The organism is Streptomyces mangrovisoli, from assembly GCF_000974985.2.
GTDB classification, from domain to species: Bacteria; Actinomycetota; Actinomycetes; order Streptomycetales; family Streptomycetaceae; genus Streptomyces; species Streptomyces mangrovisoli.
Genome location: NZ_LAVA02000050.1, coordinates 1 through 17023 on the forward strand (window position 1 = coordinate 1; position 17023 = coordinate 17023).

General features: G+C 68.5%; 10 protein-coding genes. 1 reads left to right on the forward strand and 9 read right to left on the reverse strand.

Annotated features, from left to right (window positions below):
• Nucleotides 1-153: 153 nt before the first annotated feature.
• From WN71_RS21740 to ngcE, 9 genes are all read right to left on the reverse strand, one after another.
• Entirely contained in the window at nt 154-1662 is a 1509-nt protein-coding gene (locus WN71_RS21740) for an amino acid permease (protein ID WP_046590499.1), read from the reverse strand.
• A 143-nt stretch (nt 1663-1805) separates the two neighbouring features.
• Nucleotides 1806-3758 (reverse strand): 1-deoxy-D-xylulose-5-phosphate synthase, encoded by a 1953-nt coding sequence (gene dxs / locus WN71_RS21745; protein WP_046590501.1) that lies wholly within the window; start codon nt 3756-3758, stop codon nt 1806-1808.
• A gap of 354 nt (nt 3759-4112) precedes the next feature.
• Nucleotides 4113-5429 carry a sugar ABC transporter permease gene (locus WN71_RS21750; protein ID WP_046590503.1) on the reverse strand — a complete coding sequence of 439 codons (1317 nt, stop codon included), beginning with the start codon at nt 5427-5429 and terminating at the stop codon, nt 4113-4115.
• Nucleotides 5426-6217, reverse strand: a complete 792-nt coding sequence (locus WN71_RS21755; RefSeq protein WP_079178012.1) for an ATP-binding cassette domain-containing protein — start codon at nt 6215-6217, stop codon at nt 5426-5428. Before WN71_RS21755 ends, WN71_RS21750 begins: the two co-directional genes overlap by 4 nt.
• 338 nt (nt 6218-6555) lie before the next feature.
• Complete coding sequence (locus WN71_RS21760) at nt 6556-7641, reverse strand: sugar ABC transporter substrate-binding protein (protein WP_046590509.1); 1086 nt, start codon at nt 7639-7641, stop codon at nt 6556-6558.
• 135 nt (nt 7642-7776) lie between these two features.
• A complete protein-coding gene (locus WN71_RS21765) occupies nt 7777-8976 on the reverse strand; it encodes an ROK family transcriptional regulator (RefSeq protein WP_046590560.1) in 1200 nt (399 codons plus the stop codon).
• 256 nt (nt 8977-9232) lie between these two features.
• A complete protein-coding gene (locus WN71_RS21770; protein ID WP_046590510.1) occupies nt 9233-10168 on the reverse strand; it encodes a carbohydrate ABC transporter permease in 936 nt (311 codons plus the stop codon).
• A gap of 15 nt (nt 10169-10183) precedes the next feature.
• The gene (locus WN71_RS21775; protein WP_046590511.1) at nt 10184-11119 is read right to left on the reverse strand and encodes a carbohydrate ABC transporter permease; all 936 of its coding nucleotides are present in this window, start codon (nt 11117-11119) and stop codon (nt 10184-10186) included.
• A 142-nt stretch (nt 11120-11261) separates the two neighbouring features.
• Nucleotides 11262-12710, reverse strand: coding sequence for an N-acetylglucosamine/diacetylchitobiose ABC transporter substrate-binding protein (ngcE, locus tag WN71_RS21780; protein WP_046590513.1), 1449 nt, complete (start codon nt 12708-12710; stop codon nt 11262-11264).
• A gap of 459 nt (nt 12711-13169) precedes the next feature.
• On the opposite strand from ngcE, the gene WN71_RS21785 reads away from it, so the two are divergent.
• On the forward strand, nt 13170-16973 hold the full coding sequence (locus tag WN71_RS21785) for a GH92 family glycosyl hydrolase (protein ID WP_420856516.1): 3804 nt from the start codon (nt 13170-13172) through the stop codon (nt 16971-16973).
• Nucleotides 16974-17023 lie beyond the last annotated feature (50 nt).

Genomic DNA, 17023 nt, shown 5'->3' on the forward strand with positions numbered 1-17023 from the left:
CCGAGGCCCTACGTCGGTCAAGGACCCGCTGCCCGCTGCCCGCTCCCCGCTGCCGTACGGCCTACGACCCGCCCGCGGGGTGCCACCGCGCTCGGTGGCCGGGTGCGGGCCGGTGGGGCCCGTTCGCGCGGTTCCCCGCGCCCCTGACAGGGGCTACGCGCCCCCGCCCGGCGCCGCCCCCGCCGCCTGCTCCCCGCGTGCCAGCCGGCTGTGGGTGCGGCCGTAGAGGAAGTACACGGCCAGGCCGATCACCATCCAGATGCCGAACCGCAGCCACGTCTCCGCGGGCAGGTTCAGCATCAGCCACAGCGAGGCCAGCACCGACAGGACCGGCAGCCAGGGCACGAACGGGGTGCGGAAGGGCCGCTCCAGGTCGGGGCGGGTGCGGCGCAGGATGATGACGCTGATCGCCACGACGATGAAGGCGAAGAGCGTGCCGATGTTCACGAGTTCGGCCAGCTCGCTGAGGCTGGTGAAGCCGGCGACGATCGCGATGATCACGCCGAGCAGGATCGTGGGGCGGTACGGCGTGCGGAACTTCGGGTGGGTGTGGGAGAAGAACCGGGGCAGCAGCCCGTCGCGGCTCATCGCGAAGAACACCCGGGACTGGCCGAGCAGCAGGATCATGCACACGGTGGTCAGGCCCACGGCGGCGCCGAAGCTGATCAGGCCCGCGAACCAGGGGTGGCCGGTCGCCTTGAACGCGTCGGCGAGCGGGGCGTCGATCGACAGCGAGCTGTACTTCTGCATACCGGTGACGACGATCGACACGGCGACGTACAGCGTGGTGCAGATGATCAGTGAGCCGATGATGCCGCGGGGCACGTCCCGCTGCGGGTGGCGGGTCTCCTCGGCGGCGGTGGCCACGACGTCGAAGCCGATGAAGGCGAAGAACACCACGGACGCGGCGGTGAAGATGCCCATGACGCCGAAGTTCGACGGCGCCCAGCCGAACATCAGCTGGATGAGGGGTGCCTTGAGACTGCCGCCCGCCTCGACGGACTGCGCCTTGGGGATGAAGGGCTTGTAGTTGTCGCTCTCGATGAAGAAGGCGCCCGCGATGATCACGACGAGGACGACGGCCACCTTGATGGCGACGACGACCGAGGTGACCCGCGCGGAGAGCTTCATGCCGACGACGAGGATGGCCGTCAGCACCAGGACGAGCGCCGCGGCGAGGATGTCGAAGCCGAACCCGGAGGCGCCGTCCCGGCCGCTGAGCGACTCGGGCATCTGCCAGCCGGCGTTGTCGAGCAGCGAGTGGATGTAGCCGGACCAGCCGACGGCCACCACCGCCGTGCCGAGGGCCAGTTCCAGGACCAGGTCCCAGCCGATGATCCAGGCGGGGAACTCGCCCAGCGAGGCGTAGGAGAAGGTGTACGCCGATCCCGCGACCGGGACCGTGGAGGCGAACTCGGCGTAGCACAGCGCGGCGAGCGCGCAGACCACGCCGGCGACGACGAAGGAGAGGGAGACGGCGGGACCGGCCGTGTTCTTGGCGGCGGTGCCGGTGAGGACGAAGATGCCGGTGCCGATGATCACCCCGACGCCGAACACCGTCAGGTCGAGCGCCGACAGCGACTTCTTGAGCGCGTGCTCCGGTTCCTCGGTGTCCTTGATGGACTGTTCGATGTTCTTCGTCCTGAAGAGCGTGCTGCTCACGTCCCTACCTCCCACGCTTGTCGTCCTCGACATGATCGAGAGGGCCGGGAAACCGTGTGCCCCGGCACAGGCAGGTTCACGCAAACGGGCCGGTTCCGCCACCTGTACGAGTGGCGGAACCGGCCCGTGGGAGGGCGGAGGGCTCAGCTGAGCTGGTCGCGGGCGGGCTCCGGCTGCTCGGCCTCGGTGCGTCCGCCCGGGTTGAGCCGGTCCCCCGGCTGCCCTGCGAGCTTGGCGACCAGGCCGGTGACCTGGCGGGCGATGTCCGGCGCGGTCAGGCCGATCTCCGCCATGACCTCGGCGCGCGAGGCGTGGTCGAGGAAGCGCGGCGGGATGCCGAAGTCGCGCAGCGGCATGTCCACGCCCGCGTCCCGCAGGGCCTGCGCGATCGCGGAGCCGACGCCGCCGACCCGGGAGTTGTCCTCGACGGTGACGACCACCCGGTGCCGCTCGGCGAGCGGGGCCATGGCCTCGTCGACCGGCTTGACCCAGCGCGGGTCGACGACGGTGGTGGAGATGCCCTGCCGGTCGAGCAGGGCGGCGATCTCCAGGCACATCGGGGCCAGCGCGCCGACGGAGACGAGCAGCACGTCGGGCGTGTCCGTGCCCGGCTCGCGCAGCACGTCCATGCCGCCGACCGTGCCCACGGCGGGGACGGCGGGGCCCACGGCGCCCTTGGAGAAGCGCACCACGGTCGGCGCGTCGGTGACGTCGACGGCCTCGCGCAGCTGGGCGCGGACCTGGTCGGCGTCGCGCGGCGCGGCGAGCCTGAGGCCGGGGACGACCTGGAGGATCGACATGTCCCACATGCCGTTGTGGGAGGCGCCGTCGGTGCCGGTGACGCCGGCCCGGTCCAGGACGAAGGTCACCCCGCACTTGTGCAGGGCCACGTCCATGAGGACCTGGTCGAAGGCGCGGTTGAGGAAGGTGGCGTAGACGGCGAAGACGGGGTGCACTCCGCCGGTGGCGAGGCCGGCCGCGGAGACGGCGCCGTGCTGTTCCGCGATGCCGACGTCGTAGACGCGCTCGGGGAACTCCTTGGCGAACTTGTCGAGGCCGACCGGCTGGAGCATTGCGGCGGTGATCGCGACGACGTCCTTGCGCTCCCGGCCGAGCCTGACCATCTCCTCGCCGAAGACGGAGGTCCAGTCGGCGCCGGAGGAGGCGATGGGCAGGCCGGTGTCGGGGTGGATCTTGCCGACGGCGTGGAAGCGGTCGGCCTCGTCCTGGAGGGCGGGCTGGTAGCCGCGGCCCTTCTCGGTGAGGCAGTGCACGATCACCGGTCCGCCGAAGCGCTTGGCGCGGGCCAGCGCGGACTCCAGGGCCTCGATGTCGTGGCCGTCGATCGGGCCGACGTACTTCAGGCCGAGGTCCTCGAAGAGGCCCTGCGGGGCGATGAAGTCCTTCAGGCCCTTCTTCGCGCCGTGCAGGGTGTCGTAGAGCGGCTTGCCGAGGACCGGGGTGCGCTCCAGGAGGTCCTTGGTACGGGCCAGGAAGCGCTCGTAGCCGTCGGTGGTGCGCAGGGTGGCCAGGTGGTTGGCGAGGCCGCCGATGGTCGGCGCGTACGACCGCTCGTTGTCGTTGACGACGATGACGAGCGGGCGGTCCTTGGCGTCGGCGATGTTGTTCAGCGCCTCCCAGGCCATGCCGCCGGTCAGCGCGCCGTCACCGATCACGGCGACGACGTGGCGGTCCCGCTGCAGGACCTCGTTGGCCTTGGCGAGGCCGTCGGCCCAGCCGAGCACGGTGGACGCGTGGCTGTTCTCGATGACGTCGTGCTCGGACTCCGCCTGCGAGGGGTAGCCGGACAGGCCGCCCTTCATCTTCAGCCGGGAGAAGTCCTGCCGGCCGGTGAGCAGCTTGTGCACGTAGGACTGGTGGCCGGTGTCCCAGAGCACCTTGTCCTCGGGGGATTCGAAGACGCGGTGCAGAGCGATGGTGAGCTCCACGACACCCAGGTTCGGGCCGAGGTGGCCGCCGGTCTTGGAGACCGCGTCGACGAGGAAGGTCCGGATCTCCCCGGCCAGCTGGTCGAGCTGCTCCAGGGTGAGCCGGTCCAGATCGCGCGGTCCCGTGATGCGGGTCAGCAGCGCCACCCGTGCCTCCTTGCAGTGATCGAGCTGTTGCCGGGTTCGCCCGAGTCTAATGTTCCGGCTCGGCGACCGGCGTCCGGGCCGTACGTGAGGTGTCACCCGTTCGGCGGTACCCCGGTCAGGGCACGCCCATGACACCACCGTGCCCGCCGTGTCCCTCCTCCAGGACACGGCTGTGCCCGGCACCGCCGTTGGTGCCGGGCACAGGGACCGTACGACGGGACGGCGGGGCCGTCCCGAGTGGGGGCGGGGAGCCGGCGTCCACGGCCGTGACAGACCGTTTCTGCGCGGCTCCGCGCACCCTGGCGGCGCGGGGGCACCGCACCCCGGCGGCGCTGGGAGCGCCGCCGGCCCGCGCTAGGCGCGGCCCGCGGCCTTCTGGCTCTTGCGGGAGACCGAGTCGATGACGACCGCGCCCAGAAGCACGCCACCCGTGATCATGTACTGGATCGAGGTGTTCATGTTGAGCAGGTCGAGACCGGTCTGGATGGACTGGATGACCAGCATGCCCAGCAGGGCCGACCAGACGCTGCCGCGGCCGCCGAAGAGGCTCGTACCACCGATGACGGCCGCCGCGATGGCGAGCATCAGGGTGTTGCCGCCACCGGCGTTCAGCGTGGCGCTGGCGGTCTGACCGGCGAAGAACATACCGCCGATGGCCGCGAAGGCACCCGAGATGGCGAACACCGTGATGCGGACCATCGGCACGCTGATGCCGGCACGACGCGCGGCCTCGATGCCACCGCCGACCGCGAAGACCTTGCGGCCGAACGTCGTACGACGGAGCACGAAGTCCACGATCACCAGGGACGCGAGGAAGATCACCAGGGCGTTGGAGACACCGGAGGCGTTGTTCAGCACGGCCGCGGCCGCGAAGGACGCGATGGCGAGCAGGACGACGCGCAGCAGGATCTCGCTGGTGGGCCGGAACGGCACACCCGCGGCCTTGCGGCGGCGCTGGTCGTTGAACTGGCCGACGAGGGCCAGGACGACGCCGAGACCGGCCAGGACGTAGGCGCCGACGACGGCCTGGTCCATGAAGAACGAGTTCTGGCCGAGCAGGTGCACCGGGCCGGAGTCGGCCGGGATGTTGATCGTGCCGCTGGAGCCCAGCAGCCACAGCATCAGACCGTTCCAGCCGAGGAAGCCGGCCAGGGTGACGACGAAGGCCGGCACGCCGATCTTCGCGAAGAACCAGCCCTGGATGGCACCGATGCCGATACCGGTGATGATCGTCAGGACCAGCGCCAGCCACGGGTTCATGCCGTGCGTGACCACGAAGACGGCGAACACCGTGGACGCCAGGCCGCTGACCGAGCCGACGGAGAGGTCGATCTCGCCGAGCAGCAGTACGAACACCAGGCCGATGGCCAGCATGCCGGTGGCCGACATGAAGTAGCTGATGCTCGACAGGTTGTCGGCGCTGAGGAAGAGGCTGTTCTTCGCCTGGAAGATCGTCCAGATGATGATCAGGCCGACGAAGACCGGGAGGGAGCCGAGCTCGCCGCCCTTGATCTTGCGCTTGAACTCCGTGATGTAGCCCTTGAAGCCCTCTTCACGGACCAGCAGACGGGGGTCGACCACGGCGACCGGGGCGGCCGTGGGGTCCTCCGCCGGAGCCACGGTGTCCTGCTCCGTGGCGTCCGTCTTCGAAACGTTGGACGTGTCGCTCACTTCGCGGCCTCCGTGCTGCGACGCCCCGCACGACGGGTCACGGCGTTTTCCGTGGCACCGGTGATCGCGGCGATGATCTCTTCGTGGCTGGTGTCCTTCACGGAGAAGGAACCGTTGTTCTTGCCCAGGCGCAGGACGGCGACGGTGTCGGCGACCGCCTTGACGTCGGCCATGTTGTGGCTGATGAGGATGACCGCGAGGTTCTGCTCGCGCAGTCGCTCCACGAGGTCGAGGACCTGGGCGGTCTGCTCGACGCCGAGGGCGGCGGTCGGCTCGTCGAGGATGACGAGCTTGGGCTGGCCGATCAGCGCACGGGCGATGGCGACGACCTGACGCTGGCCACCGGAGAGGCTCGCGATCGGGATGCGCACGCTCGGGATGCGGATCGAAAGGGTGCTCAGCAGTTCCCGGGCGTTCTTCTCCATCGACACCTCGTCGATGACGCCGCGGTGCAGAAGCTCGCGCCCGAGGTAGAGGTTGCCCACCACGTCGAGGTTGTCGCACAGAGCGAGGTCCTGGTAGACCGTCGCGACGCCGAGACCGGTGGCGTCGTGCGGCTTGTTGATGTTGACCGGGTTGCCCTCCCACTCGATGACGCCCTCATCGATGGGGTGGACACCGGCGATCGTTTTGACCAGGGTCGACTTCCCTGCGCCGTTGTCGCCGACCAGGGCGACCACTTCTCCGGCGTGAACCTCCAGCTCGACATCGGTGAGGGCCTGAACCGCACCGAATCGCTTGGAGACTCCGCGCAACGCCAGCACGGGCGTAGCGGACACGTGAACCATCTCCTTCGCCGCCTGACCGGCGGGGATGCCGCGCTTGGGTAAGGCGCGGAGGGTTGTGCACAAAGCACAGGTTTACAAGATGAACATGCGCGAATCCGCTGCCGTTGGCAACGGTTCCTTCCGACGCCCGACCCGGCAGCGGGGTATGAAGGCCGGGTCGGGCGTCGGAGGGGCTTCGCTGGACCGCCGCACGGGCGGTCCTCGGCTCGGGGACTCCGTTGTCCCTGCGAGGGGACCGAATCCCTGGACGGGGACCGTGGTCCCCGCCGGTGGGACCGGAGTCCCGGCTGGGCCAGGGGCTCGGGGAGCCCCTGGCCTGTCAGCTCAGATCGGACCGATTACTGGAGGCCGGCAGCCTTGCAGGCCTTGGCGTAGTCGGCGGTGCAGATCTGGTCGATCGTGTACAGACCGTCCTTGACGACCGTGTCCTTGATGTTGGCCTTGGTGACCGACACCGGGGTCAGCAGCTGCGAGGGCACCTTGTCGCCGGAGCCGCTGGTCTGGGTGGTGGTGGCCAGGTCCGAGATGCTCTTGTTGTTGAGCAGGTTGACCGCGAGCTGGGCAGCGGCCTCGGCCTCGGGCTTGAACGCCTTGTAGACCGTGGAGGACTGCGTGCCGGCCACGATGCGCTGGATGCCCGCGAGCTCGGCGTCCTGGCCCGTCAGCGGGATACCGGAGATGCCGGCGCCCTTGAGGGTGTTGGCGATGCCGCCGGCCATGCCGTCGTTCGCCGAGTAGACGCCCGCGATGTTCTTCGCACCGAGCTGCGTGATGGCCGCGGACATCTTCTGCGCCGCGACGGTGTCCTTCCACAGGCCGGACTGCTCGTAGGCGATGTCGACCTTGCCGTCGAGGGCCTGGTGCGCGCCCTTCTTGAACTGACCGGCGTTCGGGTCGGCGTCGTCACCGTTGATCATGACGATCTTCGACTTCTTGGTCGCCTTGTCGCCGAGGGCGGTGAGCAGGGCCTCGCCCTGGAGCTCGCCGACCTTGACGTTGTCGAAGGAGACGTAGGCGGAGACCGGACCCTGGGCGAGGCGGTCGTACGCGATGACCTTGATGCCCTTGTCCACGGCGGACTGGATCGAGGACTTGATCGCGGCCGAGTCCTGGGCGGAGATCACGATGACCCCGACACCCTTGGTGATCATGCTGCTGACCTGCTGGGCCTGCTTGGCGGCGTCACCGGCGGCGTTCGCGTACTCGACCTTGCAGTCGGCACATTCGGCCTTGACCTTGGCCTCGAAGTACGGCTTGTCGAACTTCTCGTACCGGGCGGTGACGCTGTCGGGGAGCAGGAGACCGATGGTCTTGCTGCTGGAGCTGCTGCTCGACGAGTCGTCCTTCTTGTCGCCGGCCTTGCCACACGCGGCCACGGAGAGAGCCATGGAAACCGCAGCCGTACCGATGACGACTCTACGCATCGTTGCGTTCATTTTGGGGGTGCCTCCCTGACAGGGCCGCAACGCTGCGGCCGAGGTGGCTGGAAGTCAACTCGGCCACGAGTGCGACGTCAAGAAGTAAATACTTAACGAGTCGGCAACGGCGTCATCCGTTCTCTAAGTGAAGGCGGGTGCCGACGCGTGCAGAGTGCCGTCCAAAAGGGTCGAATCGCCCATCTCGCTGAGTGCGAGAGCGAGCGCTCCTAGCACCTCCGCGCGGCCGCCAAGTGCCCCTGGGAGAACGGAGAGTTGACGGGCCGCACTGGGGATGGCGTAGCGGCCGACTGACTCCCGGATGGGACCGAGCACCAGCTCACCGGCCTCGGCGAGATCGCCGCCGAGAACCACACGGCTCGGGTTGAGGAGGTTGCAGAGATTCGCGACTCCACTGCCGATGTGTCGGCCGACGTCGGCGATCACGCGACGGCAGCCCGGGTCGCCGTCCCGGGCCAGCCGCACCACACCTTCCATGGTCAATTCATTGCCATGACTGGGCTGGAGCAACGGCAGCACATAGCGCGCGGACGCAAACGTCTCCAGGCAGCCACGGTTTCCGCAGCGGCAGACCGGGCCGGACTCATCAAGAGTAATATGTCCGATTTCTCCGGCTGTGCCACCTGGGCCGCGATAAATCTTGCCGTTGATCACCAGACCGGCCCCCACGCCGCTGGCCACCTTGATGTACGCGAGGTCCCGTACGCCCTTGCCGCTGCCCCAGACGAGCTCGCCGAGGGCCCCGAGGTTGGCGTCGTTGTCGACGTGCACAGGCACGCCCAGGCGCTCTCTGAGCTCCTCGCCCGGTCTGGTGCCGGTCCAGCCCGGCAGAATGGCCGTGGAGCCCAGGCTGCCGGACTCCACGTCGATCGGGCCGGGCACGCCCAGGCCCACGCCGGCGATTTTGGAACGGTCCACTCCGGTGGCCGTGATGAGCCGGTTGACCAGCTCCTCCGCCCGGTCGAAGCCCTGGGCCGCGGAGGAGTCGACATCCATCGGCTCGGACTCCTCGGCCAGCACCTGATGGGCCAGGTTCCCGATCGCGACGCGCAAATGGGTGTGCCCGAAGTCGACGCCGATGACGATTCCGGCGTCCCCGCTCAGCGACACGCTGCGGGCCCGCCTGCCGCCCGCGGACGTGGGGGTGACCTCGACGGTCCCGCCGTCCTTCAGCTCCCGCACAATGTTGGAGACCGTCGCCGCGGACAGTCCGGTCGTCCTCGCGATCTCCGCCTGGGTGAGCGATCCGGCCAGCCGTACGGCCCGGACGACCCGCTCCAGGTTGGCTCGGTGCAGCGACGACTGCGACCCCGGAGTCTCCACGACGACCTCCTGCGCGCGGGACCGCATCGATGAGGCCCCGTCTATGTCCAACTAGTGAACTCTAAGCTGAGCCGTTCGGGTTGCCTCCCGTCAAGAGGTTGAACCGTATCCAGGTACTAGGCCACACCCTTCGAATGTATGTACGTACGCCGCCTCCGGGGGCCGGGAGCGGCGTACGCGGGGTCGGTCACGCCCCGTGCGCGGGCGCGCACGGGGCCGGAGCGCGCCGGGACCGCCGCGGCGCGGCCGGCTGCGGCTACTTCAGCGTCGCCGAGGTCAGACCGGCCTGGACCTGGCGTTGGAAGGACAGGTAGACGACCAGCATCGGGATCATGGCGAGGGTGACGCCGGCGAACAGGACCGGCAGGTCGGAGGCGTATCCCTGTTGCTGCTGGAGCTGGATCAGACCCTGGGTGAGGACATAGCGCTCGGGATCGGAGCCGCTCTGCGGCTGCATCAGGACCGTCGGCAGGATGAACTGGTTCCACTGGCCCAGGGTGTTGAAGATGCCCACGCTGATCAGGCCCGGCTTCGCCATCGGCAGCATCACCTGGAAGAAGGTCCGGGTGTGCGACGCGCCGTCCAGCACGGACGCCTCGAACACCGCCGTCGGCAGCGTGCGGAAGAAGGCGTGCATGAAGAACACCGTGAACGGCATCGAGTAGGCGACGTAGACCAGGATCAGCCCCTGGTAGGTGTTCAGCATGTCCAGCCGCTTGACCATGAAGAACAGCGGGACCAGGGCGAGGAACACCGGGAACATGGCCCCGGCGACGAAGAAGTAGTAGACGACCCGGTTGCCCCAGAAGCGGTAGCGGGCCAGCACGTACGCCGCCATCGAGCCGAACAGCATGGTCAGCGGCACGGAGAAGACCAGCACGATGACCGTGTTGAGGAAATAGTCCCCGATGCCCTTGTTCCAGGCGCGCCGGAAGACGTCGAAGGACCACGCCTGCGGCCAGCCGAAGGCGGAACCGCCGATCTGCGCGTCGGACCGGAAGGAGCTGAACACCAGCCACAGCAGCGGCAGGATGATCAGCAGGGCCCACAGGGCCAGGAAGCCGTGCGAGAAGGCGTTCAGCACGACGCCTTCGCCGCGCCGCTCCCCCGGCCGGGCCGGAGTCCTGGACGCGGTCCGCTGGGCCGGGACGCCGGCGCCCTGCGCGGCGGTCTCCTTGAGGGGTGCGCTCATCTTGATGTCTCCCGCTCAGAACTCGACGCGGTCACGGCGGGTGGCACGCAGCATCACCACGGACAGGACAAGGGTCAGCAGCAGCATGACCACGCCCATGGCACAGGCGTAGCCGCTCTTTCCGAAGTACTCGAAGTTGCGCATCATCACCGTCGACATGACGTCGCTGTGGTGGTCCGGGCCGCCGCCGTAGGCGCCCATGTTCTGGGTCATGGAGGAGACCAGGACGAACATGTCCATCGCGACGATGCCCAGATAGACCCAGGCGGTCTGCACGGTGTCCCACAGCAGGGGCAGGGTGATGCGGAAGAAGGACTGGTTGCGGCTCGCCCCGTCGATCAGGGCGGCCTCGTAGACGTCCCGCGGGATGGACTGCATGGCGGCCGAGAACAGCACCAGGTAGAAGCCGACACCGTGCCAGACCACGGCGGCGAGCAGCGCCCACAGCACCATGTTCGGCTCGTTGAGCCATTCGACGGGATTGTTCGGGTCCACCAGGTGGATCTTGATCAGTACGCCGTTGAGCAGGCCGCCGCCGTCGCTGCGGTACACGGCGTTGAACAGCACCGCGACGATCGCGAGCGAGAGCACCTGCGGGAAGAAGTAGACGATTTTGTAGAACTTCGATCCGGCGACGCCCTGAACTCCGCCCGCTTTGCTGCGCCCGCCCGCGTTCACCATGAACGCGAAGAACAGGGCGAGCAGAATGGTGATCACCGGGATGAAGATCAGGAACAGGATGTTGTGCCAGATGGCCTCCATGAAGACGTCGTCGTGGATCAGCGCCTTGTAGTTGTCGAGGCCGACGAACTTGAAGGTCTGCGACTGTCCCTTCCAGTCGGTCAGCGAATAGCCGAACGTCTGGATGTACGGCCAGATGACGAAGATCAGGTAGAGCGCCACGGGAACGAGGAGAAATCCCGCGACGAACCGGTGCTGCCCTGTGCGCATTGGCGTTCCTGCCCCACTGGTGTTCCGGTCGGTGGCGCGCCCCCGCGGGACGCGGGGAGCCGCGCGGCGCCGCGCGGCAGGCCCGGGGCCCGGAGGATGCACCCTCCGGGCCCGGAGCCCGACCCGCGGCGCCGTCCGCGGTCTACTCGTGCCGGTTCTTCTTGGAGGCCGGGTCCTTGGCCTGCTTGTCGACGGCGGCCTGACAGCGCTTCAGCCACTCCTTGGGCTGGATGCGCTTGGCCATCAGCTCGTTGGACGCGTTCTGGATGGAGGTGTCCATCTCGCTGTACCAGTCCGGGTAGAGGTAGCGGAAGGTGTTGTCACCGGCCGCCTTGGACGCCTCGACCGTGGACTGGGTGCCGGGGCGCAGCTTGACGCTGGCGTCGACGCCGTCCTTGAGGATGGTGAGCGAGTTGGCCTCCTTGGCGAAGGAGGTCGACCACTCCTTGGAGAGCATGCGGCGCATGAACTCCTTGGCGCCGGGGAGGTTGCCGGCCTTGGCGGGGATGATGAACGGCTCGCCCGAGCCGGCCCGGATCGCCTCGAACGGCATCTTGCTGCCGTCCAGCAGCGGCATGGGCAGGAACGTCATCTCGAAGTCGGCGGGGGTCTGCTTGAGCTGCTCGTTCTCCAGCCAGGAGCCGCAGGTGATGAAGGCGGCCTGGTACTGGTTCCAGCGGGTCTGGGACTCGATGTGGGTCAGGCCGTTGGTGCCGGACATCAACAGGCCCTTCTCCACGACCTCGTAGATGGCCTCGACGCCGGCCTGGGCCGCGTCGGAGCCCACGAACGCCTTGGAGTCCAGGTTGTCGATCGCCTTGACGGCGTCGATGCCGCCCTTCTTGGCGATCAGGTCCATGATGGCGACGTTGATGTAGTACGGGTACTTGCCCTGGTGGGCGAGGCCGCCGATGCCGGCCTTCTTCGCCTGCTGGCAGACGGCGAGGAAGTCGTCCCAGGTCTTGGGCGCCGTCCAGCCCTTCTCCTTGAAGAGCTTGCCGGAGTACCACAGGCCCCACACCGTGTAGATGTAGTTGAGGGCGACGACCTTGCCCTCCTGGACGCCCGGGTCGAGGGTGCCCGCGATGAGCGTGTCGCGCACCTTCTTGCTGGGGTCGTCGACCGACGGGGCGTCGAGGACGGCGGCGAGGTCGAGCAGCTGCCCGTTCTTGTAGAGGACGTCGATCTTGATCTGCTGGGCACCCGAGTCGTCCACGATGTCCGGCGGGTTGCCGGCGTTGAAGCGCGGCTGGAGCTTGCCGGTGATCTCCTGGGTGCCCGTGTGGGTGGAGGTGATCCCGTTCGACTTCTTGAACGAGGCCTCCCACGCCTTGGCGTAGTCGTCGCCGTAACCGCCCTTGAAGACGACGACGTCGAGCTTGCTGCCCTTCTTCGCGCCGAAGGGGTTGGTCTTGGAAGCGGTGCCCTTGTCGGCGTCGCCGCCGCTGCTGTCGTCCCCGCCGCCGCTCGCGCAGGCGGCCAGGAAGCTCATGGTGGGTACGGTGACCAGGCCGAGCGCCGCGGAGCGCTTGATCAGGTCGCGGCGGCCGACGCCTTGGGCGTCGCGGTTCTCGGCGGAAGTGGATCCCATGCTCAAGTCCTCGCCTTCTCCAGGACTCAGGCGGTGAACCGGATCCTCCCCGGCACCGCTGTCGGGTCAAGCTGGGTCGTGCAGGAAGTGCTGTGTGCGTGATCTGCCGGGGGAAGGATTCACATGCGCGGCGGTCGGCGCATTACGGCACGTCAAACCGCCCTTTCCAGCTCCCCCGGACCCGCTCGCCGGCACCCGGAGAGCTCTTCGGGTGCCGACAGGTATAGTCCACTTCCCGCCAGCGGAGCAAGATCGAATGCAAGGTTGGCAGTTGGTCTTTTCCGAGTTGAGACCTCGCGGAAATATGAGCGCCCTGTGGATCGCCCGAGCGGAATTTCCTCCGCATTGACCCCGAATGCCACACCCAACACCCTTGACATCCCCCGCCACTTGACTCCCTACTGGTCCTTGCGCGTGATTATGACAACGTTGTCCGCAGTGCAGGGAGGGTGTTTCCTCGTGCAGCGCAGAACACGGCACAGATGGCTTCCGGCGGTCGCCCTGGCGGCCGCTTTCGCATGGGTGGCCGGTATGCAGGGGGCGGCCGTCGCCCTGCCCGCCAAGGCACCCGCGGCGGACCGGGAGTTCGCGTCCTCGTTCGAGACGGGAGATCCGGCGCCCGACTGGCTGAACACCGTCGACACCGCGCCGGACGGCACCGAGCGGGCCTCGGGGGTCGACGGCGGCTACAGCACCGGCATCCCGGGCAATGTCGACGACCACGTCACCGACCTCCGGGCGAGCGGCGAGAACACCGGTGCGGGCGAGGTGAAGGAGAACCTCGTCGACGGCGAACAGGGCACCAAGTGGCTGACGTTCGAGCCCACCGGCTGGGTCGAGTTCGACTTCGACAAACCGGTGGACATCACCACGTACGCGCTCACCTCGGCCAACGACCACGCCGAGCGCGACCCGGCGGACTGGAGCCTGGCCGGCTCCACCGACGGCAAGGACTGGAAGACCGTCGACACCCGCTCCGGCGAATCGTTCGGCGAGCGGTTCCGGACGAAGTCCTACGGCCTCGCCGAACCGGCCGAGTTCCAGCACTTCCGGCTGGAGGTCACGCGCACCGCCGGCGTCTCCGACATCCTCCAGATCGCGGACGTGCAGTTCGCCACGGGCGCGGGCGGCGGACCGGTGCCCGAGGACATGCTGTCGCTGGTCGACCGGGGCCCGAGCGGCTCGCCGACCGCCAAGGCCGCGGCCGGGTACACCGGGCGGCGCGCGCTGCGCTACGCCGGGCGGCACACCGCGGACGGGCGGGCGTACTCGTACAACAAGGTCTTCGACGTGAACGTGGCCGTCGGCCGGGACACCGAACTGTCGTACCGGATCTATCCGCAGATGGCGGACGGGGACCGGGACTACGACGCCACGAACGTCTCCGTGGACCTCGCCTTCACCGACGGCACCTACCTCAGCGACCTCGGCGCGGTGGACGGCCACGGCTTCGCGCTCAGCCCGCGCGGGCAGGGCGACGCGAAGGGGCTCTACGTCAACCAGTGGAACAACGTGGTCTCCCGGATCGGTTCGGTCGCGGCAGGCAAGACCGTCGACCGGATCCTCATCGGCTACGACTCCCCGTCCGGACCCGCGAAGTTCCGCGGCTGGCTGGACGACGTGGCGCTGAAGACCGTCGCACCGGAGAGGCCGAAGGCGCATCTGTCGGACTACGTCCTCACCACCCGCGGCACCAACTCCAGTGGCTCCTTCTCGCGCGGCAACGACTTCCCGGCGACGGCCGTCCCGCACGGCTTCAACTTCTGGACGCCGGTGACCAACGCGTCCTCGCTCAGCTGGCTGTACGAGTACTCCCGCGCCAACGACGACGACAACCTGCCGACCATCCAGGCGTTCAGCGCGAGCCACGAGCCGAGCCCGTGGATGGGCGACCGGCAGACCTTCCAGGTGATGCCGTCGGCCGCGTCCGGCACCCCCGACACCGGGCGCACCGCCCGCGAACTGGAGTTCCGGCACGAGAACGAGACCGCGCGACCCTACTACTACGGCGTGAAGTTCGAGAACGGCCTGAAGGCGGAGATCGCCCCGACCGACCACGCGGCGTCCCTGCGCTTCACCTTCCCCGGCGACGACGCGAGCGTGCTGTTCGACAACGTCACCGAGCAGGCGGGCCTCACCCTCGACCAGGAACACGGCGTCGTCACCGGCTACTCGGACGTGAAGTCGGGGCTGTCGACCGGCGCGACCCGGCTGTTCGTCTACGGCGTCTTCGACAAGCCGGTCACCGACGGCGCCGCGAACGGCGTCAAGGGCTATCTGCGCTTCGACGCGGGCGCCGACCGCACGGTCACCCTGCGCCTCGCGACCTCGCTGATCAGCGTCGACCAGGCCAAGGCCAATCTGGCCCAGGAGATCCCGGACGGCGCCTCGTTCAGCGACGTCGAGGCGAAGGCGCAGCGCACCTGGGACCGGCTGCTCGGCAAGGTCGAGGTGGAAGGCGCGACCTCGGACCAGCTCACCACCCTGTACTCCAGCATGTACCGGCTCTACCTCTACCCCAACTCGGGCTTCGAGACGGTGGACGGCAAGAACCAGTACGCCTCGCCGTTCTCCAAGATGCCGGGCCCGGACACCCCGACCCACACCGGCGCGAAGATCGTGGACGGCACGGTGTACGTCAACAACGGCTTCTGGGACACCTATCGGACCACCTGGCCCGCCTACTCGCTGCTGACACCCGGTCAGGCGGGCGACATGGTCGACGGGTTCGTGCAGCAGTACAAGGACGGCGGCTGGACCTCCCGGTGGTCCTCGCCCGGCTACGCCGACCTGATGACCGGCACCTCCTCCGACGTCGCCTTCGCCGACGCCTACGTCAAGGGCGTCGACTTCGACGCGGCGGCGGCGTACGACGCGGCCCTGAAGAACGCCACCGTCGTGCCGCCCACGTCGGGTGTGGGCCGCAAGGGCATGAGCACCTCGCCCTTCCTCGGCTACACCAGCACCGACACCGGCGAGGGCTTCTCCTGGGCGATGGAGGGCTACGTCAACGACTACGGCATCGCGCAGATGGGCAAGGCCCTCTACAAGAAGACCGGCGAGCAGCACTACAAGGAGGAGTCCGACTACTTCCTCAACCGCGCCCAGGACTACGTCCGGCTCTTCGACAAGCAGGCCGGCTTCTTCCAGGGCAGGGACGCGAAGGGCGACTGGCGCGTGGACTCCGCGTCGTACGACCCACGTGTGTGGGGCTACGACTACACGGAGACCGACGGCTGGGGCTACGCGTTCTCGGTCCCCCAGGACAGCCGCGGACTCGCCGACCTCTACGGCGGCCGCTCGGCCCTCGCCGACAAGCTGGACACCTACTTCGCCACGCCGGAGACCGCGTCCCCGGACTTCGCCGGCTCCTACGGCGGGATCATCCACGAGATGACCGAGGCACGGGACGTGCGGATGGGCCAGTACGGCCACTCCAACCAGGTCGCGCACCACGTGATCTACATGTACGACGCGGCGGGCGAGCCGTACAAGGCGCAGGCCAAGGTCCGCGAGGCGCTCTCGCGGCTGTACGTCGGCAGCGAGATCGGCCAGGGCTACCACGGCGACGAGGACAACGGCGAACAGTCGGCCTGGTATCTCTTCTCCGCCCTCGGCTTCTACCCGCTGGTGATGGGCAGCGGTGAATACACCATCGGCTCACCGCTGTTCACCAAGGCGACCGTCCATCTGGAGAACGGGCACGACCTGGTGATCAGGGCGCCGAAGAACAGCGCGAAGAACGTGTACGTGCAGGGTGTGAGGGTGAACGGGCAGACGTGGAACTCCACTTCGCTGCCGCACTCGCTGCTCTCCCGCGGCGGCACCCTGGACTTCGCGATGGGCCCGAAGCCGTCGTCGTGGGGCACCGGCAAGAACGCGGGGCCCGTCTCGGTCACTCAGGGCGACACGGCGCCGACGCCGCGCGCGGACGCGCTGAAGGGCGACGGCGCCCTGTTCGACGACACCTCGGCCACGGACGCCACGGTGACCTCCGTGGACCTGCCGGTGACGGACGACGTGAAGGGCGTCCAGTACACGCTGACCTCGTCGGCCGACCACACCAAGGCCCCGACCGGCTGGACGCTCCAGGGCTCGCGCGACGGCGCCACCTGGCGGACCGTGGACCGGCGCGAGGGCGAGAGCTTCCGCTGGGACCGGCAGACCAGGGCGTTCACCGTCGCCCACCCGGGCGACTACCGCCACTACCGCCTGGTCCTGGACGGCGAATCGACTCTGGCGGAGGTGGAGTTGCTGGCCTGAGCCCCGGGTGACGCACCCGTGGACGTGCGCCCCGCCGGTTCGTCCGGCGG